We start from the raw sequence: 26,436 nt of genomic DNA, 5'->3' as shown, positions 1-26,436 counted from the left end.
GGTCGGCAATCGCCGCTCGGGTCAGGCGGCGCTGCGTTTGCGCTCGTCCCGGCTCTGCAATCCTCCTGCCGTCATCAGGACCAGATCCGCGTAACCGACCTTTTCGAACTCGTCCATGATGGCGGCGAGGTCCTTCATGTCCGGCCGTGGCGCCGAAAGGATGATCTCGTAGCGATGGTTGCGGCTGAGCCGCGCCACGCCTTCGGCATTCGCCGGACCGCATTCGACGATGACGAGGTCGTAGGCCTCGGCCAGCGCGTCGGTGATCATCGAAAGCCGGTCGGCGCCGCGCATGGCGCGGCGGATATCGGAGTTGCCCTTTGGGACGATATGGGCGGAGGAGAGCCGGTCGGGGTGGATCGTGTCGCCGAAGGCGGCCGTTCCCGAGAGGAGGTCGGTGATGCCCGGCAGGTCCTTGCGCGACGCCATCAGCGTCGTCGGGCAGCCGGACCCGGTCATGTCGATCAGCACCACGTGACGGCCGCCTTCGGCAATTTCGCGGGCCAGCATGACGGTCGCGGTCGACCCGTCGTCACCCGTCGGCGAGATGGCGAGCGCGGTCCGCACGCCGCTCGTCACGAGGTAGCCTGCTACGGACTCGATCGAGAATTCATCCTTGTCGTCCACGGCAGGGGCTGCGGCCGCCGCGGCCGAAGGCAGATCGAGCACCTCTTCCATCTCGGCGGTCAGGGCCTTGTCGGGTGCGACCGACAGCAGATTGGCGGGCAAATCCCGGCGGGGACGCACCGTCTGAGGCTCGTCGTAGCGGTCGTGCTCGCGCTCCGGCAACCGCTCACGGTCGCGGCCCCCGTCCGGGCCATTGCCATTGCCGTCGGCCGGCTTGAAGGCGCGGCCGCTGAAGAGCTCCGTCAGCATGACGATAACGACACTCAGCACCAGAACGGCAAGTGCCGCGACGATGGTGATCGGGATCACCTTCGGGAAATCGGGTTCGATCGGTTCGCTCGCCTTCGAGATCACGCGCGCATCCGCGGGGCTCGCCGCGCTTTCCAGACGGGTGGTCGCCTCGCGGTAGCGCGAGAGGTAAGTTTCGAGAAGCTGCCGCTGCGCGGCCGCCTCGCGTTCGAGCTCGCGAAGGCCGACCTCGTTCGAATCGGCCTGGGCATAATCGGCCTTCAGCATGTTGAGCTTGGCGACGAGCTGTTTCTCGCGCAGCCGGGCAACGCTTGCGTCGTTCTTGAGGCTTGCGGCGACGTTCGCTGTCTCCGAGGCGATCTGCTGGCGGATGCCCGCGAGCTGCGCCCGCAAGGCCTTGATCCGCGGATGGCCGTCGAGCAGCGTGATCGAAAGCTCGGAGATCTGCGCGCGGACGCCGGCCTCACTTTCCTTCAGACGCTGGATCGTCGCATTGCTGACGACTGCGTCGATCATGTCGGCGGGGCGACCGGCGGCCAGTGCCGCGCGGACGTTCTCTGCCTTGGCCTCCGCGTCCGCCATTTCGCTGCGGACGCGCGCGAGTTCGGCCGAAATGTCGTTCAACTGCTGGCCCGAAAATGTCCCGGTGTCGGACGTCTGCACGATGTCGTGGGCGGCGCGATAGTCCGCGACTTTCTGCTCCGCCTCCTTCACCTTCTCGCGAAGGTTGGCGATTTCGGGTTCGAGCCAGCGGGCGGCCTGCGAATTCGAGTCGAGCTTGGCGCCGCGCTGCAGGGACAGGTACACATCGACCATCGCGTTCGGGATCGCCGCCGCGAGCTCGGGGTCCTTGGAGGTGAAGGCGACGGCGATCACGCGCGAACGCTCGACCTGGTAGACGGAGAGTTTCTCAAGGAACGTGTCGACGACACGGTCCTCCGGCGCGCGTTCCAGCGGGTTCTTCTTCAATCCCAGCAGGATCAGAAGCTCGTCCATGGCCGAGGGACTGGCCACCGGGTCGAACTCCTCGCGTTCGTAGAGCTTCAGGTCGCGCGCGACCTGCTTGATGAGATCGACCGAGCGCAGCATCTGCACCTGGCTCGCGATATTCAGTTCGTCGAGCAGCGGCTGCAGGTCGGCGCTGTTGGCGCCCTGCCCCATGAAGTTCGGTTCCCGCGCCTCGATGAGGATGCGTGTTTCGGCCTGATACCGCGGAGAGATGGCGTTCGCGCCGACGAATGCGAGCCCCGCGGCAAGCGCGGTCGCGGCAAGAATCCGCCCCTTCCGCTGCCAGACGGCACGGAACAACTGGGCAAGATCGATATCCTCGTCCTGACGACTGTTGCCTACGCTCGACATACTGCACTCCCGGTCCGGATTTCGGCCAAACGTAAACGACTATGGTAACGCAAGGGTTAACCGGCGGCCCCACCGTTCTCCCGGGCCTCTTTCTGCCACGGCTTCTTTACCCGCCATTAACCCTAACCGAAGGATAACAGAGCAAGTTCAGAGGTACCGACTCGGGAGCGCAAACGGCGCAATGGAAGTGGCTGTCATAAAGCGGATCATGTATTTCGTCGTCGCGATGACGTTGGCGGCGCTTGCGGGCTGCGGCAGCTACCAGCCTGCGCCGAAGGCCTTCCATGAATCGACGATCGGCGCCTATCGCCTCGGTAGTGGCGACCGCCTGAGAATAACGGTCTTCGAGCAGGATACCCTCACCAACACCTATACCGTCGACCAGGCGGGCTACATCGCCTTCCCCCTCATCGGACAGGTCGCCGCTCGCGGCTCGACCCTCGCGCAGCTCGAAGGCACGATCGCCCAGAAGCTCCGCCAGGGCTACCTGCGCGATCCCGACGTCAGCATCGAGATCGACCGCTACCGGTCCATCTTCATCATGGGCGAGGTCGGACAGCCGGGCCAGTACTCCTACGTGCCGGGCATGACGGTTCAGAATGCCGTCGCCGTCGCCGGAGGCTTCTCGGCCAGAGCTAACCAGAGAGATGTCGATATCACGCGCAACGTCAACGGCGAGATCATGACCGGCCGCGTGCCGATCACCGATCCTGTCCTCGCGGGCGACACCGTCTATGTGCGAGAACGGCTCTTTTGATCCATGCCTGAAGGTTCGCCGCTCCGCATCGTCCACTGCTTCCGATCACCCGTGGGCGGAATCTTCCGCCACGTGCGCGACCTCGCAGAGCAGCACAGCCGCGCCGGCCATCAGGTCGGCATCGTCTGCGACAGTCTGACCGGCAACGAGCACGAAGAGCGGCTTTTCGAACAGATCCGGCCATTCCTCGCCCTCGGCCTTACACGCATTCCCATCCGCCGTTCGGTCGGCTTCGGCGATCTCGCCACCATCCGCAACAGCTACAAAGAAATAAAGAGCTTGCAGCCTGACATCCTGCACGGCCACGGCGCCAAAGGCGGCGCCCTGGTCCGCATCGTCGGCTCAGCCCTGCGGGTCCGAAGGTATCGCGTCGCCCGCTTCTATACGCCCCACGGCGGCAGCCTGCACTACGAGCAGGCGACCTTCTCCGGACGGGGCATCTTCGCGCTCGAACGGCTGCTCGAGCGCTTCGGCGATGCGCTGATCTTCGTCTGCGACTTCGAACACCGGACCTACGAGAAGAAGGTCGGCAAGCCTCGCTGCGACTGGCGAACGATCCACAACGGGATCAGCGACACCGATTTCGAGCAGATCCCGACCCGCTCCGACAGCGTCGACTGCATCTATGTCGGCATGCTACGCGACCTGAAAGGGCCCGACATCTTCATCGACGCCTTCGCCCGCACGGAGCGGCTGGTCGGACGCCCGCTCTCCGCCCTCGTCATCGGCGACGGACCGGATCGGGACAGATACGAGACCACGCTGGTGCAGCAGGGGCTCGGACGTCGCGTCGGCCTCCTGCCGGCGATGCCGATCAAGGACGCCTTCGCGACCTCGGATCTGGTCGTGGTGCCTTCGCGGGCGGAATCGATGCCCTATATCGTGCTAGAGACGCTGGCCGCCGGAAAGACGCTCATCGCCTCGCGCGTGGGCGGCATCCCGGAAGTTCTCGGTGCCGAAAGCGAGGCGCTGGCCGAGCGCGGCGACGCAGCCGATCTCGCGCGCGTGATGGCGAAGGCGCTCACCACACCCGGATGGGCGAAAACCGTGATGCCCGACCCCGTCGCATTCAAGGCAAAATTCTCCGCCTCCGTCATGGCCGAGAAGATGCTCTCGTTCTACCGCGAGCAGCTTTCGGCGATCTGAACGGAAACCGCCTCAGCTCCCGGCTTTTGCCGGAACGACCTCCTTGACGAGCGGCGGGTAATCGTCCGGCGTCAGGGTTTCCTTCTCGAGCAGCAGCGTCGCGCCCTCGCGCAACCGGTCGATCCTCGCTTCGAGAATGCGCTTCGCCTCGGCATAGGCCTTCTCGATCATCGTGCGGATGGCAAGGTCGATCTCACGCGCGGTTGCCTCCGAATAGTCCTTGGGCCGCATGCGGAATTGATTGTCGTCCAGCCACTGCATTCGTTGCGGCTCCAGCACGGCCTGCCCGACCGATTCGTCCATCCCGAAACGGGTGACGATCTCGCGGGCGATGTCGGTCACCTTGGCGAGATCGTCGGCCGCCCCTGTCGATATCTCACCGAAAATCAGGTCTTCCGCCGCACGGCCCGCGAGCAGCGCCACCATGCGCTCCTTGAGTTCGCCGGTGGTGATCAGGAAGCGATCCTCGGTCGGCCGCTGCAGGGTGTAGCCGAGAGCGCCGATCGAACGGGGAATGATCGACACCTTCTGCACCGGATCGGCGCGTTTGAGCGACGCGGCGACCAGCGCATGGCCCATCTCGTGATAGGCGACGCGCTCGCGCTCCTCGGGGTTGAGGATGCGGCTGCGGCGCTCCGAGCCGGCGATGATCCGCTCGACGGCGGCGACGAAGTCCTCCATGGCGACCTTGGCCGCACCGCGGCGTGTGGCGACGATCGCCGCCTCGTTGATGAGATTGGCGAGATCCGCACCGGTGAAGCCCGGCGTCAGGCCGGCGATATCGTCGACATCGACATTCTGGTCGATCAGGACGCCCTTCATGTGAACTTTGAGGATCGCCTCGCGGCCCTTCCTGTCCGGGCGGTCGATCACCACCTGGCGGTCGAAACGGCCGGCGCGCATCAGCGCCGGATCGAGGATTTCGGGCCGGTTCGTCGCCGCAAGCAGGACGATGCCGACGCGTGGATCGAAGCCGTCGAGCTCGGCGAGCAGCTGGTTCAGCGTCTGCTCCTTCTCGTCATTGCCGCCGAAGCCGCCGAAGGAATTTCTCGCCCGTCCCAGCGCGTCGAGTTCATCGATGAAGATGATGCATGGGGCGGCGGCGCGGGCTTGTTCGAAGAGGTCGCGCACGCGCGCCGCGCCGACACCGACGAACATTTCCACGAATTCCGAGCCGGAGATCGAGAAAAACGGAACGCCCGCCTCGCCCGCGACCGCGCGCGCCATCAGCGTCTTGCCGGTGCCGGGCGGCCCGACCAGGAGAATACCCTTCGGGATGCGCGCCCCGAGCCGTCCGTAGCGGTCCTTGTCCTTGAGGAACGAGACGATTTCCTGGAGCTCGGCTTCCGCCTCGTCGATGCCTGCGACGTCATCGAAGGTGACGCCGGTCTTGCGCTCCAGATAGATTTTCGCCCGCGACTTGCCGATGTTGATGAGCCCGCCCATGCCCTGCCGCTCGGCGATGCCGCGGAAGAAGAACGACCAGAGCGTGAAAAAGACGACGACGGGGAGGATCCAGGAGAGCAGCGTCGTCAGCCAGTTGCTGTCCGTCGCCCCGGAAACCTTGACGCCGGCTTTCTCGAAGATTGCCGCAAGTTGCGGATCGACACGGTTGGCGATGAAGTACTTCTTGTTGTTCTGCGGCTCCTTGAACTCTCCTTCGATCCTCGTCTCCGTCAGTGTCACCGAGGCGATCCGGCCGTCCTGGGCCATCTGCATCATCTCGCTGTAGGAGAGCTGCGCATAGTCCCGGTAACCGAGCCAGGCCTGGAACGCCAGCAGGAGCGTGAAGACAAACAGGAAATAGCCGATGTTGAACGCGTGCTTCTTATCCATGGCCGCCACTTTCTCTTCGTCCTGTCGCTCGAGCAAGTCATGTCAGACATGATCCGTGTCATGGTTCGTTGATCGGAGTCAAATTTCCCTTTCGCTGTGGGGTTAGACTGTCACAGCGACAGCCCCCCGGAACGTACCGGAATGGGACAGTGCGCAAGCCCCTAAAGGATTCTTAGGACCTTCCTGTCAGAATAACGTCGACGGGGGGCAATCCGGCGATGAACCAGATGGAAAAGCACGAGCAATTCGACATCGACAGACTGCGCCGCAAGATCACGCAGGGCAGTGGCGGCGATGCCACCACCCCCCCGCAGGAGGGCGGCAAGATCAACGCTCTTGCGAGGCAGGTCGCCGACCATTTGAGCGAAGGTAATTATTCTCCCGCGATCATCATCGGACAGATGAGGCTCTTCGAGTTCCTCTGTCTCCTGGCGCTCGGCCTGGGTGCCTTCTATTTCCTCGCGGATGCCTCCTCGCCTGCCCTTTGGGTCGACCTCGCCGTTGCGGTTCTCGCCTCCGGCGCGACCATCCTGATGATGCAGATCGCCGACTGCTACCAGGTGCCTGCCCTCAGGGCGCCTCTGCGATCCGTGCTGCGCATCTGGGGGTCCTGGACGGCGGCAGCTGTCTTCGCGGCGCTCGTCCTGTTCCTCGCAGGTGATCATGCGTTCGCGTCCCGCGGCTGGCTAACCGTCTGGTTCGGGATCGGTAGCGCCTTCCTGCTGCTGGAGCGTGTGCTGTTCGGTTTCCAGATACGCCGCTGGGCACGCAACGGCGTGATGGAACGTCGCGCGGTCATCGTCGGCGGCGGCCAGCCGGCCAAGGACCTGATCCGCGCGCTCGAGATGCAGCCGGACAACGACATCCGCATCTGCGGCATCTTCGACGATCGCGGCACCGCCCGGTCGCCGACGGTGGTCGCAGGCTATCCGAAGCTCGGCACCTTCGCCGAACTCGTCGAATTCGCCCGCCTCGCCCGGATCGACATGCTGATCATCTCCCTGCCGCTCAGCGCCGAGGAACGCATCCTGCATCTCCTGCGCAAGCTCTGGGTGCTGCCGGTCGACATCCGCCTCGCTGCCCATTCGAACAGCCTGCGCTTCCGCCCGCGCGCCTATTCGCATGTCGGCGCGGTTCCGATGCTCGACATCATGGACAAGCCGATCCGCGACTGGGATTCGGTCGCCAAGCGCATCTTCGACATTGTCTTCAGCCTGCTCGCGCTCGCCGTCCTCTGGCCGGTGATGATCGCCGCCGCCGTCGCGATCAAGGCGACCTCCAAGGGGCCGGTCTTCTTCATCCAGGAGCGGCACGGCTTCAACAACGAAATCATCCGGGTCCTGAAGTTCCGTTCCATGTACACGGAAATGAACGATCCGACCGCCAAGCGCGCGGTCACCAAGAACGACCCGCGTGTGACCCCCGTCGGACGGTTCCTGCGCAAATCCTCGATCGACGAGCTGCCGCAGTTCTTCAACGCCCTGCGCGGCGATCTTTCGCTCGTCGGACCGCGCCCGCATGCGGTGCTCGCGCAGACTCACGAGCGCAAGTATTCCGAGATCGTCGAAGGCTATTTCGCCCGTCATCGCGTCAAACCCGGCGTCACCGGATGGGCGCAGATCAACGGCCTGCGCGGCGAGGTCGACACGGACGAGAAGATCAAGCTGCGCACCACCTATGATCTCTATTACATCGAGAACTGGTCGCTGCTTTTCGACCTGAAAATCCTGTTTCTCACACCCATCCGGCTTTTCAACACGGAGAACGCCTATTGAGTGCGAACCACGTCCTTTCCGGTCGTAGCGCGCCGTCCTCCGCAGCGATCGTGTCGCTGATCGGGACGGCAAGCCTCGCCGCCGGCGTGTTCCTCTCGGGCTTCGTCATCTCCGAACCGGCACCGTATGAACTGTGGATGGTCGGTCAGATCGCCCTCTGGTTCCTCTTCGGCCTGAAGATTTCGCGCGGAACCGCGCCGCTGCTCGCGCTGCTCCTCGTCTTCAACGTCGGCGGCATCCTCTCGCTGACGGTCATGCAGGACCTCGGCGACGGTCCCATGTACCTCGCCGTTTCGACCTTTCTCGCCCTCACCGCGGTGTTCTATGCCGCCGCCATCGAGGACGACGCGCGGCGGCTCAAGCTGATCTTCGATGCCTGGGTGGTCGCGGCGATCGTCACGTCGATGCTCGGCATCCTCGGCTATTTCCACGCCTTTCCGGGCGCCGAGGTCTTCACCCGCTACGACCGCGCCATGGGCGCCTTCCAGGACCCGAACGTCTTCGGTCCGTTCCTGATCGCCCCTTCGCTCTACCTGATCCACGGCCTTCTGACCGGCCGCCTCATCGACGCGCCCTTCAAGGTCGCCGGCCTGCTGGTGGTTGCGCTCGGTGTGTTCCTGTCTTTCTCCCGTGCCGCCTGGGCCCTCTTCCTTTTCTCCGCCGTCGCCCTGGTCTTCGTCCTGCTCCTCAAGGAGCGCACCGGCGCATTCCGCCTGAAAATTCTGGTCCTGACGCTCGCGGCCGTCGTCGTGCTGGTGGTTGCCCTCGCGATCGCGCTTCAGGTGGAGCAGGTCCGTGACCTCTTCCTCAGCCGCACCGGCATCCAGGAATACGACAGCGGCCATCTCGGGCGCTTCGAGCGCCATCGCCTCGGCTTCCTGATGTCCATGGAGCGGCCGCTCGGCATCGGTCCGATGGTCTTCAGCACGATCTTTCCGGAGGACGAGCACAATATCTGGCTGAAGACACTGACGAGCTACGGCTGGCTCGGCTTCGTCAGCTTCGTCTTCCTCATGATCTGGACGTTGCGGATCGGCTTCCGCTTCCTGCTGCGCGATCGCCCCTGGCAACCCTATCTCATGATCGCGTGGATCACCATCATCGGCCATGCGGCAATCGGCAACGTCATCGACATCGATCACTGGCGCCACTTTTACCTGCTGCTCGGTATCGTCTGGGGATGCGGAGCGCTCGAACGGCGCCACCAGAGGAGCCTCGGAAGGCGGATGCTGTGAGCCCCACACCCAACCCGGCGAACGCTCCCCTCTCCCTGCTGCAGGTGCTGGAGCCGAGCGGCGGCGGATCGGGCCGCCATGTCATCGATCTCTGCGGCGGCCTCGCCACCCGCGGCCACGCGGTGACCGCTGTCTATTCGCCGGTGCGCGCGGAGCCCCGCTTCGTCGAAGACCTCCTCTCCCGCAACCTTCACCGGGTCATCGCCCTTCCGATGCAGCGCGCCGTCGGCCCCTGGGACGCGGTCGCCTGGTGGCGCCTGCGGGAGATCATCGGCCGCGAAGGTCCCTTCGACATCATCCACGGCCACAGTTCGAAGGCGGGCGCCCTCACCCGATTGAGGCTGCCCGGACGCCACACGCCGCGGGTCTATACGCCGCATGCCTTCCGCACCATGGACCCGACGCTGGGCGGCAAGGGCCGGCTCGTCTATGGCGCCGTCGAACGCTTTCTCGGCCGCCATCTCAGCGACCGCGTCATCTGTGTTTCGAACAGCGAGTACGATCACGCGATCTCGCTCGGCATCCCGCCCGACAAGCTGCGCGTCGTCGTCAACGGCGTCGCACCGATCCCGTCGAACCGTCGCGCCGAACTGCGCGCCGGCTGGGGGATTTCCGAGGATGCCGTGGTCTTCGGTTTCGTCGGCCGACTGCAGCCGCAAAAGGCACCGGAACGGCTGGTTGCCGCCTTCGCCCGCATCGCTGCGCGAATGCCGCAGGCGTTCCTGCTGATGATCGGTTCCGGCGAGATGGAAGCCGAGCTGCGCCGGCAGATCGCCGCATCAGACTTTTCCGATCGCATCCGCCTCACCTCCGAGCTTCCCGGAAATGAAGCGATCCAGGCCTTCGACGCGCTCGTGATGCCGAGCCGGTACGAGGCGATGTCCTATGTCATGCTGGAGGCGGCGACCGCAGGCAAACCGCTGATCCTCACAGAGGTCGGCGGCGTGACGACGGTGCTCGAGGACGGCGTCAACGGTATCCTCGTCGGCAATGACGACGACCCGACGGAACTGGCCGCGGCCATGACATGGCTCGGCGATGCGTCCACGCGCGCGAGACTGACCGCGAATGCAGAGGACCGCGCCGGCCGCTACGGGCTGGACGTGATGGTAAACCAGACCCTGTCGGTCTACCGGGAACTCGTCGCGCGACCTGCCGGTTTGATTTTGGAGAACGCGGGAGCATATACTGCATCATGATGACGAACACGATCTCGCCTGCACAAGTCCGCGCCGCAAGGGCGCTTCTCGGTATCAGTGTCGATGAGCTGTCGGCGGAAAGCGGTGTCTCCGCTTTCGTCATCCTGCAATGCGAATCACAGGTCCCGGGCAAGGCCGTCGATGCAGCGGCCCTCGAGGCATTGCACGGCGCACTCCAACGCTTCGGCGTCACCTTCCTCGCCGACGGCGACTGCGCGATGGGTGGTGAAGGGGTTCGCCTGACGAAACGCGAACCCGGCGACGAAGGCATGCCGCCGGAAAAGCTCAACGCCAGCAACGACGACTGACGACACCGCTCGTCCACCGTCGACGATCGGCCATCAAGGGCTCGGATCGTCGCCGCACGGCTGCGGAAAACGCTTTCCCGCGGCTTCACCGAGCGTCGCGGTTCGCTTGTTTCTCTAGAAATTATGCTGGGATATCAAGATTTTAAATGGTCGGGGCGACTGGACTTGAACCAGCGACCCCTTGACCCCCAGTCAAGTGCGCTACCGGGCTGCGCTACGCCCCGACCAGCTTCTTGCAAAGCACGTTCTCCTTAATGGCTAGGTCACGGCTGTGCAAGGGAAAAAGTACGCCAAAAAGGATTTGCCGACAAGAATGGGTCAGCGCACCTGGTCGAGCAGGCGCTTGCATTCCAGCAGGTCGAAGAGCGCCTCCTGCAGCAGGGCACGGTCTTCCTTGCCGACCGATCCCTTGCCGTTCGTCACCTCCGGCACGTCGTCGCCGTTGCCGCCGAAACCGAAGAAGCGCCCGGTGCTGCGTGCTTTCGGACGGCCGACGATCTGGTCCTCCTCCGGCCCGGCAAGGCGTGGTTCTTCCTGCTTGCCGCTGCTTGCGGCGACAAGTGCCTCCATCGCCGCGACGTCGCCGCTCGCGACCGCCATGACGAACTTGTTGCCGTTGGTCTTCAGGAGCTTCTGGACACCCTTGATGGTGTAGCCCTGATCATAGAGCAGATGGCGGATGCCCTTGAGGAGTTCGATGTCGTCGGGCCGGTAGTAGCGCCGCCCGCCTCCCCGCTTCATCGGCTTGATCTGCGGAAAGCGGGTCTCCCAGAAACGCAGGACGTGCTGCGGCAGATCGAGATCGTCGGCGACCTCGCTGATGGTGCGAAATGCATCCGGGCTCTTGTCCACGATTCAGCTCCCGTCCTTGAAGCGGCCCGTGCGGCAACAACCCCGGGTCATGATTCGGAGCATTTCAACGGTTTATCGAGGAGATTTCAAGTATCCGGAGAGCGCGGCGTCCCCGCGGTCCACCGCAATCGGCATCAGGAGGCCGGGTTCTGCGGCTTCTGCTTGGCCTTGCGGGAAAGATGTGACCGCAGGATGCGCTGCTTCAGCACGTTCGACGCCTTGAAGGTCATCACGCGACGCGGCGAGATCGGCACTTCCTCGCCGGTCTTCGGATTGCGGCCGATGCGCTCGTTCTTGCTGCGCACCTGGAAGGTGGCGAACGATGACAGCTTCACGGTTTCGCCGCGAACGATGGCGTTGCAGATCTCGTCGATGATCGTCTCGACCAGTTCAGCCGACTCGGTACGGGACAAACCCACCTTACGGAAAACCGACTCTGCCAAATCCGCTCGGGTAACTGTCTTCCCAGCCATGTGATCCGCCCGCCTGAAACAGTCATTTTATCAAATCGCGATGACAGTATTGCCGAAGAGCTTGACGGTCAAGCTCTTGTTCGACATCCGATTTTTGGTCGCCGCTATTACCAGCGGACGAGCACGGCACCCCAGGTGAAGCCACCGCCCATCGCCTCCAGCAGGACGAGATCGCCCTTCTTGATGCGACCGTCGCCCGCTGCCGTGGCGAGCGCGAGCGGAATGGACGCGGCAGAGGTGTTGCCGTGCAGATCGACGGTGACGACGACCTTTTCGATCGGGATGCCGAGCTTCTTGGCCGATGCGTCGATGATGCGGCGGTTGGCCTGGTGCGGAACCATCCAGTCGATGTCGTCGGAGGTCGTCCCGCTCGCCTCGAAGACCGCCTCGATGACGTCGGTGATCATGCCGACGGCATGCTTGAAGACCTCGCGGCCTTCCATGCGCAGATGGCCGACCGTTCCGGTGGACGACGGCCCGCCGTCGACATAGAGCTTTTCCTTGTGAACGCCGTCGGAGCGCAGCTGCGCGGCGAGCACGCCGCGATCGGCATTGGTGCCGTTGCCCTCGTCCGCCTCGAGTACCAGCGCGCCGGCGCCGTCGCCGAAGAGAACGCAGGTCGTGCGGTCCTTCCAGTCGAGGATGCGCGAGAAGGTTTCCGCGCCGATGACAAGCACGCGCTTGGCCAGCCCGCCGCGAATGTAGAGATCGGCGGTCGCCATCGCATAGACGAAGCCGCTGCAGACCGCCTGCATGTCGAAGGCGAAGCCGTGATGGATGCCGAGACGGTTCTGGATGTCGACCGCGGTCGCCGGGAAGGTATTGTCCGGCGTTGAGGTCGCACAGATGATGAGGTCGATGCTGTCGGCAGACATGCCGGCATTCTCGAGCGCGGCACGCGCCGCATCGGCGCCGAGGGACGCAGTCGTCTCCCCCTCACCCGCGACATAACGCTGACGAATGCCCGTGCGCTGCACGATCCACTCGTCAGAGGTTTCTACGATGTCTTCCAACTCGCGATTGGGCATCACTCGCTTCGGGAGCGCTGCCCCGAAACCGCGAACGACAGAACGGATCATGCTTTCAAACTCCACCGATCATGCTGCTTCGGGCCCTGCACTGGAGGAGTGCCGTGCATGATATTCTTTCAGGTCGTTTTCAATCTTTTGTGTCAGGCCATTGCGGGCCATGTCATAGCCGACGTCGATCGCGGCTGCAAAGCCCTCGGCATCGGTGCCGCCATGGCTCTTGATCACGATCCCGTTAAGGCCGAGGAAGACCGCGCCATTCACCTTGCGCGGGTCCATCTTCTCGCGCAGCCGGTCGAACGCCTCCTTGGCGAGGAGATAACCGAGCCGGGCGAGCAGGGTGCGCGACATTGCCGCACGCAGGTACTCGGCGATCTGCCGCGCGGTACCCTCGGCGGTCTTCAGCGCGACGTTGCCGGTGAAGCCTTCCGTCACCACGACGTCGACCGTTCCCCGGCCGAGATCGTCGCCTTCCACGAAGCCGTAATAGTTGATCGTGTCGAGGCCAGCCTCGCGGATCAGCCGGCCGGCTTCCTTGACCTCTTCCTGGCCCTTGACCTCCTCGACGCCGACGTTCAGCAGGCCGACCATCGGGCGGTTGATCTCGAAGAGCGCGCGCGCCATCGCCCCGCCCATGACGGCGAAGTCGAGAAGCTGCTGCGCATCGGCGCCGATGGTGGCGCCGACGTCGAGCACGATGCTCTCGCCCTTGAGAGTCGGCCAGATGCCGGCGAGCGCCGGACGCTCGATGTTTGCCATGGTGCGAAGACAGAAGAGCGACATGGCCATCAGCGCGCCGGTATTGCCGGCGGAGACTGCGACATCGGCTTCCTTCGCCTTCACGGCCTCGATCGCCTTCCACATGGAGGACTTGTAGCGGCCGCGGCGAAGTGCCTGGCTCGGTTTCTCGTCCATGCCGACGGCGATCTCGCAGTGATGGAAGACCGACTTTTCCCTCAGCGCCGGATACTGCGCGAGGATCGGCGCGCATTTCTCCTGCTGGCCAAACATGACAAAGCTGACGCCCGGATGACGTTCCAGCGCCTTGGCGGCGCCGGGAATGACAACCTCAGGGCCGAAGTCGCCTCCCATCAAATCAAGGGAAATTCTGATCACTCTCGTCTGATCCTTCCTTTCGCTGCCCGGCGAAATTTCGGCCAAAATACCGTTTTTGCGATCCCGCACAACCGATTTGTGCCGACCGTTTCCGTTTGCGAACCGCGATTATTCCTTCTTCCAGTCCTTCAGGACGGCGAACGGCGACGGCTTGCGGTCGCTCTCCCCGTTGTCCTCTACATGGCCATCGAAGGTGGCGCCGGCCTTGCGCGGATAGGGATCGATGGCAAGGGCCGTGAACTCGGAGACCAGTGCGCCAGCATCGATCGTGTCGCCGGTGAAGGTTTCCGGCATGTCGGGGCCTTCGGGATCGAGAATCATCTCGCCCGCCTCGTTCGTCAGTATCCGGGACAGGCGCGATCCCTCCGGCACGAAGACCTGGTCGATCTCCTGGTCGATCTGCGAAACCACCGGCTCGAGCGTGACGACACAGGCCTGCACCAGTTCGGCCTTCACCCGGCCCTTGATGCGGATGCCGTCCTTCTTCCAGCGCGCGATCTGCAGATCGGCGCCGAGACTCTCGACCGCTTCCACGTTCCAGAGCGCTGCCAGCGCACGGCGCTCGCGCTCGTCGGCCTCGACATGGACCTGAACGGGATTCGCCGACACGTGGCCGACCTTCACCAGATAGGAGAAGGCCGCGTCGCCGGCATGCTTGTGATGTGAACTCATTGCAGTCGCGGCCCTCCGGGAACGGCCATTGTGACGGACCCGGTTTCCACGCTTTCTTCGGGAACGTCGCGCAGATGCGCTTCCTCCTCGATCATCCAGCGGGCCAGCCCTTGCATGTCGGGGGCGTCATCGCCCCTTTCGGGATATATATTGCGCGCGAGCGCCTGCGCCAACAGCTGGTGGTCATCTTTGTCGAGCGCGGCACCGTAGGATTCGGCGCGGCCATAGAACCGGCCGGCAAGCTTCTTCATCCGCTTCGGCACGCCGGGGTCGCCGACACCCAGTTCGCGGATGGAATGATCGACATCCTGAAAGAAGGCGTCGATGATCTCCTGGGCGAGTTCCTGGCCGCTGCGCGCCGATTTCGCCGTGCGCCTGAAGAATAGAATCAGCACGATCGAGAGCATCTCGAAACGGCCCATCACCGTGTCGGGAACCGAGAGGTCACTATAGAAATACGGTGTACGCGCCGCCGCAGTGAGCGCCGCATACTGTCGTTCCATGATCTGCCGGTTGTGCTTTTTCTGCCGGAAAAATCCGAATAGCATCGATTCTGCCAAAAAGGGCCGCGGGAACATCCTCGCCGGCCCATGGTCGTGTTGCATGATTGCGAAAGCTGGTTTACCGAAGCAGACGCGAATTGCAATGCCGTTTTGTGCCGCCTGCCATGCACGCCATGCGCCGGACGAGCCGAAGCGAGGAGCTTTGTTGTGCCGCCGGTCTTCCCCGGAAAGGCCACAATGATAGCGCAACAGGTTCGCGGGCGCCCCGGCGCTCCAACGGAAAAGTCATTGGGAGACGTGTGGTTGGAAATGCGATACATCAGATCGGACAGGCGATTTCTCGGCGCCGCCCTCGCCCTCGCCGTCGCAGTGGGCGGTCTCTCCGGCTGCAAGACCTCCGAAGTCTTCCATAACGGCTACATCGTCGACCAGGCCGCTCTCGACCTGGCCCCTGAGGGTTCGAGCCGCGAACAGGTTCTCCTGTCGCTCGGCACGCCTTCGACGACCGCGACCTTCGATGCGGAGGTCTTCTACTACATCTCGCAGAAGCGCACCCGTTCGGCGGCCTTCATGAAGCCGAAGCTGGTCGACCAGCAGGTGCTTGCGATCTATTTCGACAAGGACGGCGTCGTCGCCCAGCGCGCCAACTACACGCTCAAGGACGGGAAGGTCTTCGACACCATATCCCGCACCACGCCAACGGGCGGCAAGGACCTCACCTTCCTGCAGCAGATCCTGTCGGGCGGCGGCGGCGCAGCCAACTCCGTCAAGCACATGTTCAGCAATCTCTGATCCGGTTCGTGCCGGCGCCCGAGCGGGTGTCGACCGAGCTCCGGAACGGACACAAGCGAAAACCCGCGGAAATCGCTTTCCGCGGGTTCTTCTTTTGTCGGTTGCCCACGCCTTCGTCAGGCGGCGAGCATCGCCAGCAGCAGCAGCGCCACGATGTTGGTGATCTTGATCGCCGGGTTCACGGCAGGGCCAGCGGTGTCCTTGTAGGGATCGCCGACGGTATCTCCGGTAACGGACGCCTTGTGAGCGTCCGAGCCCTTCAGGTGCTTCACGCCATCCTTGTCGATGAAGCCATCCTCGAAGCTCTTCTTGGCATTGTCCCAGGCTCCGCCGCCGGAGGTCATCGAGATCGCAACGAAGAGGCCGTTGACGATCACGCCGAGCAGCGAGGCGCCGAGTGCGGCGAAAGCCGAGGCCTTGGAGCCGGAAATCAGCAGCACGCCGAAATAGACGACGAGCGGTGCCAGCACCGGCAGCAGCGACGGCACGATCATTTCCCGGATCGCCGCCTTGGTCAGCATGTCGACGGCGCGGCCGTAATCCGGCTTCACCGTACCCTGCATGATGCCGGCATTCTCGCGGAACTGCCGGCGGACCTCCTCGACGATCGAACCGGCGGCGCGGCCGACGGCGGTCATGGCGATGCCCCCGAAGAGATAAGGGATGAGGCCGCCGAAGATCAGGCCTGCGACGACATAAGGGTTCGACAGGCTGAACGAGATGTCACCGATGCCCGCGAAATACGGATAACGGTCGCTGTTGGTCGCGAAGAACTGCAGGTCGTTCGAATAGGCCGCAAAGAGCACGAGCGCACCCAGGCCGGCCGATCCGATCGCATAGCCCTTGGTCACCGCCTTGGTGGTATTGCCGACCGCATCGAGCGCGTCGGTGGACTTGCGCACTTCGGACGGCAGGCCCGCCATCTCGGCGATACCGCCGGCATTGTCGGTGACCGGGCCGAAGGCGTCGAGCGCGACGATCATGCCGGCGAGGCCGAGCATGGTCGTCACCGCGATTGCGGTCCCGAACAGGCCGGCGAGCTGGTAGGTCGAAATAATGCCGCCGACGATGACGATCGCCGGAAGGGCGGTCGACTCGAGCGACACGGCAAGCCCCTGGATGACGTTGGTGCCGTGGCCGGTCACCGACGCCTGGGCGATCGAGTTCACCGGACGCTTGTTCGTGCCGGTATAGTACTCGGTGATCACCACGATCAGCGCCGTGACGACGAGACCGAGAATGCCGCAGAAGAAGAGATTCCATCCGGTAACGTCGGCACCTGCGACCGTGCCGATCGTACCCCAGCCGATGGTGAGCGACGTCGCCGCGCCGAGCCCGAGGAGCGAGAGGAGCCCGGTGACGATCAATCCCTTGTAAAGGGCGCCCATGATGGAGCCGTTGGCTCCGAGCTTGACGAAGAAGGTGCCGATGATCGAGGTGATGATGCAGGCGCCGCAGATTGCGAGCGGATAGATCATCGCCGTTTCGAGCGCCGGAGTGCCGGCGAAGAAGATCGCTGCGAGCACCATGGTCGCGACGACGGAGACAGCGTAGGTCTCGAAGAGGTCGGCGGCCATCCCGGCGCAGTCGCCGACATTGTCGCCGACGTTGTCGGCGATCGTCGCCGGATTGCGCGGGTCGTCCTCCGGAATGCCGGCTTCCACCTTGCCGACGAGGTCGCCGCCGACGTCCGCACCCTTGGTGAAGATGCCGCCGCCGAGGCGGGCGAAGATGGAGATAAGCGAGGCGCCGAAGCCGAGCGCGACGAGCGAGTCGATGACCTCGCGGGAGCCCGGCTCATGGCCGAGCACCGCCGTCAGGACGTAGAAGTAGATGGAGACGCCGAGCAGCGCGAGGCCGGCGACCAGCATGCCGGTGATCGCACCGGACTTGAAGGCGATGTCGAGGCCTGCCGAAAGGCTGCCCGAGGCCGCCTGGGCGGTGCGGACGTTGGCGCGCACCGACACGTGCATGCCGATGAAGCCCGCGGCGCCCGAGAGCACCGCCCCGATCAAGAAGCCGATTGCGGCGCTTCCCGAAAGCAGAAGCCAGGTGCCGATGAACACCACGGCCCCCACCATGGCGATCGTCATGTACTGACGCGCGAGATAGGCCTGTGCACCCTCTCGGATGAAGCCCGCGATTTCCTGCATACGCGTATTGCCCTGGTCGGCGGCAAGCACCGAGCGGGTCGCCCAGATCGCATAGGCGACCGAGAGCAATCCGCATAGAATAACGCCCACAAGTACTGTCATTCGCAATACCTCCAATTTCGCCCGGACGCACTGTCGCGCCGCGCGGTCCCTTCGCCGGACTCAAGCCCCTCCTCAGAAGCTGATCGGCCCGGACGCGAGATTGCGTGGAGGATCGAATGGCGTCAAGAGCCGCATTTTGCAGCCGACGCGATGGAAACAGGCGAAATGTCGCGGTTTTTTCAGGCCCTTGCGCGCGCGGCACGCATCTGCAGCAGCACCAGCACCAGACAGACGATGGTGACCGGCCAGATGACGAGGTTCATGAAGGACCAGCCATAAGCGGTGAAGACCTTGCCCGACGAAAACGAGGAAAGCGCCACCAGCCCGAAAAGGATGATGTCGTGGAAGCCTTGCACCTTGTCGGCCTCCTGCGGACGATAGCTGGACGCGACGATCGCGGTCGCGCCGATGAAGCCGAAGTTCCAGCCGATACCGAGCAAGACCAGCGCGCCCCAGAAGTTCCAGAGTTCCACGCCCATATGGGCGACGACGGCACAGGCCATCAGGATCAGAAGGCCTGCGATGACCACCTTCTCCGTACCGAAACGCGAGATCAGCATGCCGGTGAAGAAGCTCGGCGCGAACATCGCGATCACGTGCCACTGGATGCCGAGCGTCGCGAGATCGGAGGAAAAGCCGCAGCCGACGACCATGGCGAGCGGTGCCCCGGTCATCATGAAGGTCATCAGCGCATAGGAACTGACGCCGCAGATCATGCCGGTGATGAAGCGCTGCGTCATCACGATCTCGCGCAGCGGCCGCGCGGGCGCGCCGTCGGTGCCGGTGCGGCTGTCCATGGCCGGCAGGTTCAGGAAAGAGAGAACACCGATCGCGGCAAGCATCAGCGGCACCATGGCCGTGAAGGCGCCGGCAAAGGTGACCGGGGCGAAGTAGTCCTTCATCCAGATTGCAAGCTGCGGCCCGACGATCGCCGAGACGATGCCGCCCGCGAGGATCCAGGAAATGGCCTTGCCCTTGTAGAAGGTCGGAGAGGCGTCCGCCGCGGCGAAGCGGATCTTCTGGGTGAAGCCGCCGGAGAGACCGATCAGCAGCAGGCCGAAGGCGAAAAGCCAGAATTCAGAGCGGAACAGCGCGAGAGCCGCCACGGTGCCGCCGAGCGCACCCATGAGCGCGCCGAACATGAAGCTCGTTCTGCGGCCGAGGAAACGTGAAGCCAGGGCGACGACGATCGCGCCGATGGCGACGCCGATGTTGAAACCGGTGAGCGGGGCGGTGGCGAGCGACTTGTCGGCGCCGAGAAGCTGGAACCCCGCAAGGCCGCCGACGGAGAAGCTCAGGGGTGCGGCCGAGCCGAGAATCGACTGGGCGGCCGTCAGGATGAAGACGTTGCGCTTGGCTGAGCTCAGTTGCGTTTCCAGCCCGCCTGCTTCGACAGCGCTCATTTCGGCTCCTATCGCCCGTTCGTCACTTTCCGGCAGGTCCGCGAACCTGCTTGGCGATACGGTCGAGCACCGCGTTGACGAGCTTCGGCTCCTCCCCTTCGAAGAAGGCGCGGGCGATCTCCACGTATTCCGTGGCGATGACGGCGACCGGGACATCCTTGCGCTCAAGGAGTTCGAAGGTGCCGGCGCGCAGGATCGCGCGGACGGTGCTGTCGATGCGCGACAGCGGCCAGTCGTCCTGCAGGGCGTTGCTGATCAGCGGGTCGATCTTGGTCTGGTCGCGGACGACGCCGGAGACGATCGAGCGGAACCACGAGGGATCGGCCTTCACATAGGTGTCGCCGTCGATCTCCTGCCCCAGCCGATGAGCCTCGTATTCGGCGACGACTTCGAGCACGCCGGAGCCGGCGATGTCCATCTGGTAGAGCGCCTGCACGGCCGCGAGGCGCGCAGCACCCCGCTGGTTCGCGACCTTGATCGTCGGCTGCTGCTTCTCGTCCTTGCCCATCGGTCAGCCACCCAGTTTCCGCTTGAGCGCGATCATCGTCAGCGCGGCGCGGGCGGCAAAGCCACCCTTGTCCAGCTCGGAGCGGCGGGCCCGCGCCCAGGCCTGCGCCTCGTTTTCGACGGTCAGGATGCCGTTGCCGATCGGCAGCGATTCCGACACCGCCAGATCCATCAGTGCCCGGGAGGATTCGTTGGACACGATGTCGAAATGGTAGGTCTCGCCACGAATGACCATGCCGAGCGCGACGAAACCGTCATATTCGGTGCCGCCGGCATCGGCGCCGTCGAGCGCCATGGCGATCGCCGCGGGAATCTCGAGCGCGCCGGGAACGGTTACGACATCATAGGTCGCGCCCGCCTCGGCGAGCGCCGCCTTGGCGCCGTCGAGCAGCGCATCCGACATATCGTCGTAGAAACGGGCTTCTACGATCAGAAGATGGGGGGCCGATTGCGTCTGTGGCATGGGTATGATCCTGGAAACGGGGAAAATCGGGCGCGGCCCGAACAGACCGCGGTCAAACCATGCCCGCCCGCCATTGGCAAGTGTTTTTAGACCGGCCCTGCCCAAATGCGAAACGTCGACGCCGACATGGCGCGCGGACGACGCCTCCAAAGAGGCGATTTCATGGCGACAATCGTTACGATTGTTTAATCGAATTCAACAGCTTAGTGATTGGAAGTTGATCTGGAAGCGGCTCATATCTCTCTTCGTAAGCGCCACGGAAACCCTCCCGTTCCGCTGACTTCATCAAAGGAGAAAAGTCATGAACCGCTTTGCCAAGATTGCCTCCGCCACCCTGTTTGCCGTTCTTTCCGCCGCCGGGTACAGCCACGCTGCGACACCGCGTGCTGTCGACGACGCGCTCCGCTCCACGGCGAACCCCGCGTTCAACGTCGTCGAGCTGTCGTCGCTCGACCATCGCAGCCCGCGCCTTGCGGAATACAAGGACGTGAGCCCCGCCTCCATGTCCGCCCGCGACCTGCAGGCATCGATCGAGTCGAACCACAACCTTCGCCGGCAACTGACCGCCGAGAACGTCGAGATCGGCAACATCGTCGGCGCCGAACGGGCAGCCGACGGCAGCTTCGTCTTCTATCTCCGCTGACCAGCCCTTGCGGCAGGATCAAAGGGCGCCTCGCGGGTCTTCCCGCGGGGCGTCTTCGCATTTCGACATACCCCGCACTGGCGCGCCGGGGTCAGCCGGCAGAAACCGAGCCGGTCGTCGTTCGGTCGGGGAATTCAGCAAGCCGCGCGGCATAGCGCGCCATGGTATCGACTTCGAAGTTCACCTTGTCACCCGCCTTGCGCTCGCCCCAGGTGGTGACCTCCAGCGTGTGGCGGATCAGCAGGATGTCGAAATCGGTGCCGTCGACCGCATTGACCGTGAGCGAGGTCCCGTCGAGCGCCACCGAGCCTTTCGGCGCGACGAAGCGGGCGAGATGCTCCGGCACCCGGAGGCGGATACGAACGGCCTCGCCTTCCGGCGCCACGGACAGAATCTCGGCGGTGCCGTCGACATGGCCGGAGACGATATGACCGCCGAGCTCGTCGCCGATCTTCAGCGACCGTTCGAGATTGACGTGCGTCCCCTTCGTCCAGCTGCCGATGGTGGTGAGCCGCAGTGCCTCTTCCCAGGCCTCCACCTCGTACCAGCGGGCATTGCTGCCCTGCTCCGGCAGGCCGGTGACGGTGAGGCAGGTGCCTGCATGGGCGATCGACGCCCCCATGTCGATGGTCGCCGGATCGTAGCTGGTGGCGATCCGGAGCCGGACGCCCTCCTTCAGCGGCGTGACGGACTCGACGGTGCCAATATCGGTGACGATGCCGGTGAACATCAGATCCCTCTCTCGTAGTCGTCGAAGCGGTCGGCGCCGAAAACGGCCGAACGCACGTGCTTGAAACCTTCCGGTATATGGTCGGTGTCGACCGGTGCGGCAATACCGCCCGGACCGATCGTTCTCGGTCCGTGGAACAACAGGATGCGATCGACCAGCCCCGCCTCGAGGAAAGCCCTCGCGGTCTTTGCGCCGCCCTCGACGAGGACGGAAGAGATGCCCCGCGAGACCAGCCCGAAGAGCAGGCTTTCGAGATCGTTCGCCTCCACCACCTCGACGCCTTCGGCCTCCAGCGCTGCGCGGCGGGCTTGCAGGCTTTCGGCGGAGCCTTCGCCGGCGACCGCGATCACCGGAACCTTTCGCGCCGAGCGCACGAGCTTCGAGGTGAGCGGCAGGTCGAGATTGCGGTCGAGGACGACGCGCACCGGCGAATAGCGTTCAAGCCCCGGCAAGCGGACCGTCAGTTCCGGGTCGTCGGCAAGCGCCGTGCCGATGCCGACGAGGATGGCGTCTGTCTCGGCCCGCAGGACATGCACCTGCTCGCGCGACTCGGGCCCGGTGATAGCGATCTGCCCCTCATCCTTCCGGCCAATCATTCCGTCGGACGATATGGCAAGCTTCAGAATCACTTGCGGACGTTTCTTGATCTGACGCGTGAGATACGCGGCAAGCGCCCGGCGCCCCTCCTCCTCGAGAACGCCGGTGACGACCTCGATACCTGCGTCCTCGAGGATTTTCACGCCGCGCCCGGAGACGCGCGGGTCCGGATCGAGGACCGAAATCACCACGCGGGCGATGCCGGCGGCAACGATCGCATTGGCGCAGGGCGGGGTCCGGCCGTAGTGCGAACAGGGTTCGAGGGTCACATAGGCGGTCGCGTCGCTCGCCTTCTCCCCCGCTTCGGCCAGCGCCTGCGGTTCGGCATGGGGGCGCCCGCCCTCGGCCGTCACGCCGCGGCCGACGATCTCACCGTCCTTGACGATCAGGCAGCCGACGGAGGGATTGGTGGAGGTTCGTCCCAGATGCGTGAGCGCGAGACGCAGCGCCGCTTCCATGAACCGCCGGTCGTCGGAAGCGGCGTCCACGGTTCACTCCATCCCGTGGTCGCGGGAGATCTTGGCGTTGATTTCGGCGATCACATGCTCGAAATCCTCGGCATGCGAGAAGTCGCGATAGACCGAGGCGTAACGGACGAAGCCGACGTCGTCGAGGCTCTTCAGCGCTTCGAGGACCTGCAGGCCGATTGCCTCCGACGAGATTTCCGTCTCGCCGGAGCTTTCGAGCCGCCGCACGATACCGGAGACCGCCCGCTCGATACGGTCGCGGTCGACCGGCCGCTTGCGCAGCGCGATCTCGAAGGAGCGAACCAGCTTGTCGCGGTCGAAGGGAACCTTGCGGCCGGTCTTCTTGACCACCGTCAGTTCACGCAGCTGCACCCGCTCGAAGGTCGTGAAGCGACCACCGCAATCCGGGCAGATGCGGCGCCGACGGATGGACGTGTTGTCCTCCGCCGGCCGCGAGTCCTTGACCTGGGTCTCGTCCGATCCGCAGAAAGGGCAGCGCATCCGCGTTCCTTACATGTAAGGATACATCGGGAAGCGGCCGGTGAGGGCCACGACCTTCTCGCGGACGGAAGCCTCGACGCCGGCATTGCCCTCGTCGGAATTGGCGACCTTCAGGCCGTCCAGAACCTCGATGATCATGTTGCCGATCTCACGGAACTCGGCTTCCTTGAAGCCGCGCGTCGTGCCGGCCGGCGTACCGAGGCGAACGCCCGAGGTGACGAAGGGCTTTTCCGGATCGAAGGGGATGCCGTTCTTGTTGCAGGTGACGTAGGCGCGGCCGAGCGCCGCTTCGGCGCGCTTGCCGGTGGCGTTCTTCTTCCTGAGGTCGACGAGCATCAGGTGGTTGTCGGTGCCGCCCGAGACGATGTCGACGCCGCCCGCGGTCAGCGTATCGGCAAGCGCCTTGGCGTTCTTGACGATCTGCGCGGCATAGTCCTTGAACTCCGGCTTCAGTGCTTCACCGAGGGCGACTGCCTTGGCGGCGATGACGTGCATCAGCGGTCCGCCCTGCAGGCCGGGGAAGACGGCGGAGTTGATCTTCTTCGCGATATCCTCGTCATTGGTGAGCACCATGCCGCCGCGGGGACCGCGCAGCGACTTGTGCGTCGTGGTGGTCGCGACGTGGCAGTGCGGGAACGGCGACGGATGCTGGCCACCGGCGACGAGGCCGGCAATATGGGCCATGTCGACCATCAGCCATGCGCCGACTTCGTCGGCGATCTCGCGGAAACGCTTCCAGTCCCAGATACGGGAATAGGCGGTGCCGCCGGCGATGATCAGCTTCGGCTTGTGCTTGCGGGCCTTCTCGGCAACGTCATCCATGTCGAGCAGGTTGTCGCCTTCACGCACGCCGTAGGAAACGACGTTGAACCACTTGCCGGACATGTTGACCGGCGAACCGTGGGTCAGGTGCCCCCCGGAATTAAGGTCGAGGCCCATGAAGGTGTCGCCGGGCTGCAGCAGCGCCAGGAAGACCGCCTGGTTCATCTGCGAACCGGAATTCGGCTGAACGTTGGCGAAGTTGACGCCGAAGAGCTTCTTGGCGCGCTCGATCGCCAGTTCCTCGGCGATGTCGACATACTGGCAGCCGCCGTAATAGCGCTTGCCCGGATAGCCCTCGGCGTACTTGTTGGTCATGATCGAACCCTGCGCCTCGAGCACGGCCCGCGAGACGATGTTCTCGGAGGCGATCAGCTCGATCTCATGGCGCTGGCGACCCAGTTCCTTCTCGATCGCGCCGAAGATTTCGGGATCGACCTCGGCAAGCGGACGGGAGAAGAAGGCATCGGTGTTCGACATAATAGAAAGCTCCTGAACGGGTTGATGCCAAGGGGTCTTAGCCTCCTGCAGGATCAAGAGCAATACGGGTTACGACATTTGAGCATCAAAGAGCGGTAACGCCCCGTATCGACGAAAAAAGCCGCGCTCGAAAGAGGCGCGGCTTTGAAGGAGAGCGGCAAACGCCCTTACTGCTGCGGCACGAGGTCGTCGTCGACGGAGATCGAGCCGGCGACCTGTTCGACGCCGATATTGGTTTCGAGCGCGAGCTGGACGTTGCCGTCGAGCTGGTAGATGTCGTCGCGGAACTGGACGACACTGTCCTTCGCCGACCATGCGGTCAGATAGACCCAGTGGACGCCAACGTCGTCGCTCACCGGGATCGGGGTGTTGACGCGCGATGCGATGACCTGCTCGATCTGCTGGCGGCTCCAGCCGGGCGTGTACTTCAGCACCCAGACGATGAGGTCGCGGACGTTCTGGACGCGCACGCAGCCGGAGGACTCGAAGCGCATGAGTTTGTTGAACAGGCCCTGGGTCGGGGTGTCGTGCATATAGACCGCTTCCGGGCTCGGGAAGTTGATCTTCGTCGCGGACATCGCGTTGATCTTGCCCGGGTCCTGGCGGAACATCAGGTTCGGTGCCTTGGGCGCGAACCAGTCGATCGTTTCCGGCGCAACCTCGTTGCCCTTGCCGTCGATCAGGCGGATGCTGTTGCGCGCCAGATAGGTGGGATCTTTCTGCATCAGCGGCACGATGTCCTTCTCGACGATCGAGCGCGGCGCAGTCCAGTACGGGTTGAGGATGATGTCGGAAACCTTGGAGCTCACCAGCGGCGACGGACGGCTGATGCGGCCGACGATCGCGGTGTTGCGCAACGCGACGCGGTCATTCTCGACGGCCTCGACATAGGCGGCCGGAATGTTGACCATGATGTAACGCGCTTCGAGCTGCTTGCTGACAACGTCCTGCAGGCGCTGCAGGTTGACGTTGAGCTGCATCAGGCGGGTATCGGCCGGAACGTTGAGCGCCTTGAGGGTGAATTCGCCGAGCACGCCGTCGTCCGGAAGGCCGTGACGGGCCTGGAAGCGCTTCACCGCACCGTCGACATAGGTGTCGAACGAGTTGGAAAGCCCGGCCGAGCGCGGCAGGTCTCCGGAGATCATCAGGCGCTGACGCAGCACCTGCACCGACGGATCGATGGCTCCGAGCTGCAGCTTGACGCCGGGATTGACCTGCGGCCAGCCGCCATTGGCGACGATTGCCTGATAGTTGGCGATCGCCTGCTGCACATGCATGACGTTGCTGGGGCTGAGGATCGGCGTGTTCGACACGACGTTGGCGTTTGCGCGCGAAACCTGCGCATCGAACTGGTCGTCCCAGTTACCCCGGCGCGGCGCGTTGATGACGTCGTCGATCGCAGTCTGCGCGGCCGCCTGCCCGGCGAGTGCGGCGACACCGGCGACAGCGGCACCTCGCAGCAGAGCACGACGCGACATGGCAAGTTCTGCAGGCTTATTCGACATATTCCCTACCATTTTCCCAAAAGGACAGACAGCCAGGCTATACACAGGCATGGTTAACAAACGCGCATGCGCATGACCGGCATCCCGGAAATCGGCCATCCGAACAGGAGGGCCACGCGGCGCTTCTTCCTCCCCGGCG

General features: G+C 64.2%; 25 protein-coding genes and 1 tRNA gene. 8 read left to right on the top strand and 18 right to left on the bottom strand.

Translation table 11 applies throughout. From position 1 onward, the window contains the following. Positions 1-21: 21 nt before the first annotated feature. A complete protein-coding gene (locus NHF53_RS06980) occupies positions 22-2,235 on the bottom strand; it encodes an exopolysaccharide transport family protein (protein ID WP_252833636.1) in 2,214 nt (737 codons plus the stop codon). Between the two features lie 181 nt (positions 2,236-2,416). Here NHF53_RS06980 and NHF53_RS06975 point away from each other — a divergent pair, with 181 nt between their 5' ends. Both NHF53_RS06975 and NHF53_RS06970 read left to right on the top strand, forming a co-directional pair. After that, positions 2,417-2,992: a polysaccharide biosynthesis/export family protein gene (locus tag NHF53_RS06975; protein WP_114362088.1), complete on the top strand. Its 576-nt coding sequence runs from the start codon at positions 2,417-2,419 to the stop codon at positions 2,990-2,992. A 3-nt stretch (positions 2,993-2,995) separates the two neighbouring features. Further along, positions 2,996-4,138, top strand: a complete 1,143-nt coding sequence (locus NHF53_RS06970) for a glycosyltransferase family 4 protein (protein WP_252833635.1) — start codon at positions 2,996-2,998, stop codon at positions 4,136-4,138. A 12-nt stretch (positions 4,139-4,150) separates the two neighbouring features. Here NHF53_RS06970 and ftsH read toward each other — a convergent pair whose 3' ends face one another. Beyond that, entirely contained in the window at positions 4,151-5,974 is a 1,824-nt protein-coding gene (ftsH, locus tag NHF53_RS06965) for an ATP-dependent zinc metalloprotease FtsH (RefSeq protein ID WP_252833634.1), read from the bottom strand. Positions 5,975-6,192: 218 nt separating this feature from the next. Here ftsH and NHF53_RS06960 point away from each other — a divergent pair, with 218 nt between their 5' ends. From NHF53_RS06960 to NHF53_RS06945, 4 genes are read left to right on the top strand one after another with little or no spacing between them, the layout of a single operon-like run. Next, on the top strand, positions 6,193-7,749 hold the full coding sequence (locus NHF53_RS06960) for an undecaprenyl-phosphate glucose phosphotransferase (protein ID WP_252833633.1): 1,557 nt from the start codon (positions 6,193-6,195) through the stop codon (positions 7,747-7,749). Continuing rightward, entirely contained in the window at positions 7,746-8,984 is a 1,239-nt protein-coding gene (locus tag NHF53_RS06955; RefSeq protein ID WP_252833632.1) for an O-antigen ligase, read from the top strand. The genes NHF53_RS06960 and NHF53_RS06955 overlap by 4 nt, the downstream gene beginning before the upstream one ends. Then, on the top strand, positions 8,981-10,183 hold the full coding sequence (locus tag NHF53_RS06950) for a glycosyltransferase family 4 protein (protein ID WP_252833631.1): 1,203 nt from the start codon (positions 8,981-8,983) through the stop codon (positions 10,181-10,183). The genes NHF53_RS06955 and NHF53_RS06950 overlap by 4 nt, the downstream gene beginning before the upstream one ends. Next, on the top strand, positions 10,180-10,491 hold the full coding sequence (locus NHF53_RS06945) for a hypothetical protein (RefSeq protein ID WP_252833630.1): 312 nt from the start codon (positions 10,180-10,182) through the stop codon (positions 10,489-10,491). Before NHF53_RS06950 ends, NHF53_RS06945 begins: the two co-directional genes overlap by 4 nt. A gap of 147 nt (positions 10,492-10,638) precedes the next feature. On the opposite strand, the gene NHF53_RS06940 is transcribed toward NHF53_RS06945, so the two are convergent. The 7 genes from NHF53_RS06940 to NHF53_RS06910 all read right to left on the bottom strand — a co-directional run bounded on the left by NHF53_RS06940 (position 10,639) and on the right by NHF53_RS06910 (position 15,237). After that, positions 10,639-10,715 (bottom strand) — tRNA-Pro (locus NHF53_RS06940). A gap of 94 nt (positions 10,716-10,809) precedes the next feature. Then, on the bottom strand, positions 10,810-11,343 hold the full coding sequence (locus tag NHF53_RS06935; RefSeq protein WP_252833629.1) for a MerR family transcriptional regulator: 534 nt from the start codon (positions 11,341-11,343) through the stop codon (positions 10,810-10,812). A gap of 134 nt (positions 11,344-11,477) precedes the next feature. Next, positions 11,478-11,816 (bottom strand): integration host factor subunit alpha, encoded by a 339-nt coding sequence (locus NHF53_RS06930; RefSeq protein WP_112687048.1) that lies wholly within the window; start codon positions 11,814-11,816, stop codon positions 11,478-11,480. 107 nt (positions 11,817-11,923) lie between these two features. After that, a complete protein-coding gene (locus tag NHF53_RS06925) occupies positions 11,924-12,895 on the bottom strand; it encodes a beta-ketoacyl-ACP synthase III (RefSeq protein WP_252833628.1) in 972 nt (323 codons plus the stop codon). An 18-nt stretch (positions 12,896-12,913) separates the two neighbouring features. Then, positions 12,914-13,960: a phosphate acyltransferase PlsX gene (plsX, locus tag NHF53_RS06920; RefSeq protein WP_252833627.1), complete on the bottom strand. Its 1,047-nt coding sequence runs from the start codon at positions 13,958-13,960 to the stop codon at positions 12,914-12,916. Positions 13,961-14,068: 108 nt separating this feature from the next. Then, positions 14,069-14,632: a DUF177 domain-containing protein gene (locus NHF53_RS06915; RefSeq protein ID WP_252833626.1), complete on the bottom strand. Its 564-nt coding sequence runs from the start codon at positions 14,630-14,632 to the stop codon at positions 14,069-14,071. After that, complete coding sequence (locus NHF53_RS06910) at positions 14,629-15,237, bottom strand: ubiquinol-cytochrome C chaperone family protein (protein ID WP_252833625.1); 609 nt, start codon at positions 15,235-15,237, stop codon at positions 14,629-14,631. The genes NHF53_RS06915 and NHF53_RS06910 overlap by 4 nt, the downstream gene beginning before the upstream one ends. A 195-nt stretch (positions 15,238-15,432) precedes the next feature. Between NHF53_RS06910 and NHF53_RS06905 the strand changes: the two genes are divergently transcribed. Continuing rightward, positions 15,433-15,927, top strand: a complete 495-nt coding sequence (locus NHF53_RS06905) for an outer membrane protein assembly factor BamE (RefSeq protein WP_114362314.1) — start codon at positions 15,433-15,435, stop codon at positions 15,925-15,927. Between the two features lie 116 nt (positions 15,928-16,043). Here the strand turns inward: NHF53_RS06905 and NHF53_RS06900 are convergent, their stop codons facing one another. The 4 genes from NHF53_RS06900 to NHF53_RS06885 form a co-directional block, all read right to left on the bottom strand. After that, the gene (locus tag NHF53_RS06900) at positions 16,044-18,182 is read right to left on the bottom strand and encodes a sodium-translocating pyrophosphatase (RefSeq protein WP_114362072.1); all 2,139 of its coding nucleotides are present in this window, start codon (positions 18,180-18,182) and stop codon (positions 16,044-16,046) included. Between the two features lie 179 nt (positions 18,183-18,361). Next, positions 18,362-19,585: an MFS transporter gene (locus NHF53_RS06895; RefSeq protein ID WP_252833624.1), complete on the bottom strand. Its 1,224-nt coding sequence runs from the start codon at positions 19,583-19,585 to the stop codon at positions 18,362-18,364. A gap of 22 nt (positions 19,586-19,607) precedes the next feature. Continuing rightward, positions 19,608-20,093 (bottom strand): transcription antitermination factor NusB, encoded by a 486-nt coding sequence (gene nusB, locus NHF53_RS06890; protein WP_114362070.1) that lies wholly within the window; start codon positions 20,091-20,093, stop codon positions 19,608-19,610. Positions 20,094-20,096: 3 nt separating this feature from the next. Continuing rightward, positions 20,097-20,555: a 6,7-dimethyl-8-ribityllumazine synthase gene (locus tag NHF53_RS06885; protein ID WP_114362068.1), complete on the bottom strand. Its 459-nt coding sequence runs from the start codon at positions 20,553-20,555 to the stop codon at positions 20,097-20,099. 301 nt (positions 20,556-20,856) lie between these two features. Here NHF53_RS06885 and NHF53_RS06880 point away from each other — a divergent pair, with 301 nt between their 5' ends. Continuing rightward, complete coding sequence (locus NHF53_RS06880; RefSeq protein WP_252833623.1) at positions 20,857-21,198, top strand: hypothetical protein; 342 nt, start codon at positions 20,857-20,859, stop codon at positions 21,196-21,198. A 91-nt stretch (positions 21,199-21,289) separates the two neighbouring features. On the opposite strand, the gene NHF53_RS06875 is transcribed toward NHF53_RS06880, so the two are convergent. From NHF53_RS06875 to NHF53_RS06855, 5 genes are all read right to left on the bottom strand, one after another. Beyond that, positions 21,290-21,928 carry a riboflavin synthase gene (locus NHF53_RS06875; protein ID WP_252833622.1) on the bottom strand — a complete coding sequence of 213 codons (639 nt, stop codon included), beginning with the start codon at positions 21,926-21,928 and terminating at the stop codon, positions 21,290-21,292. Next, on the bottom strand, positions 21,928-23,013 hold the full coding sequence (gene ribD, locus NHF53_RS06870) for a bifunctional diaminohydroxyphosphoribosylaminopyrimidine deaminase/5-amino-6-(5-phosphoribosylamino)uracil reductase RibD (protein ID WP_308218634.1): 1,086 nt from the start codon (positions 23,011-23,013) through the stop codon (positions 21,928-21,930). Before ribD ends, NHF53_RS06875 begins: the two co-directional genes overlap by 1 nt. 3 nt (positions 23,014-23,016) lie before the next feature. After that, entirely contained in the window at positions 23,017-23,493 is a 477-nt protein-coding gene (nrdR, locus tag NHF53_RS06865) for a transcriptional regulator NrdR (RefSeq protein WP_112687028.1), read from the bottom strand. Between the two features lie 9 nt (positions 23,494-23,502). Then, positions 23,503-24,792 carry a serine hydroxymethyltransferase gene (glyA, locus tag NHF53_RS06860; protein ID WP_114362063.1) on the bottom strand — a complete coding sequence of 430 codons (1,290 nt, stop codon included), beginning with the start codon at positions 24,790-24,792 and terminating at the stop codon, positions 23,503-23,505. Between the two features lie 167 nt (positions 24,793-24,959). Next, positions 24,960-26,297 (bottom strand): murein L,D-transpeptidase, encoded by a 1,338-nt coding sequence (locus NHF53_RS06855; protein ID WP_252833621.1) that lies wholly within the window; start codon positions 26,295-26,297, stop codon positions 24,960-24,962. Between the last annotated feature and the right edge of the window lie 139 nt (positions 26,298-26,436).

It is taken from the genome of Ciceribacter sp. RN22 (assembly GCF_024054295.1).
Classification (GTDB): domain Bacteria; phylum Pseudomonadota; class Alphaproteobacteria; order Rhizobiales; family Rhizobiaceae; genus Allorhizobium; species Allorhizobium lividum.
Note: the sequence above shows the minus strand (reverse complement) of the source record. Positions and strands in the feature narration are given on the sequence as shown.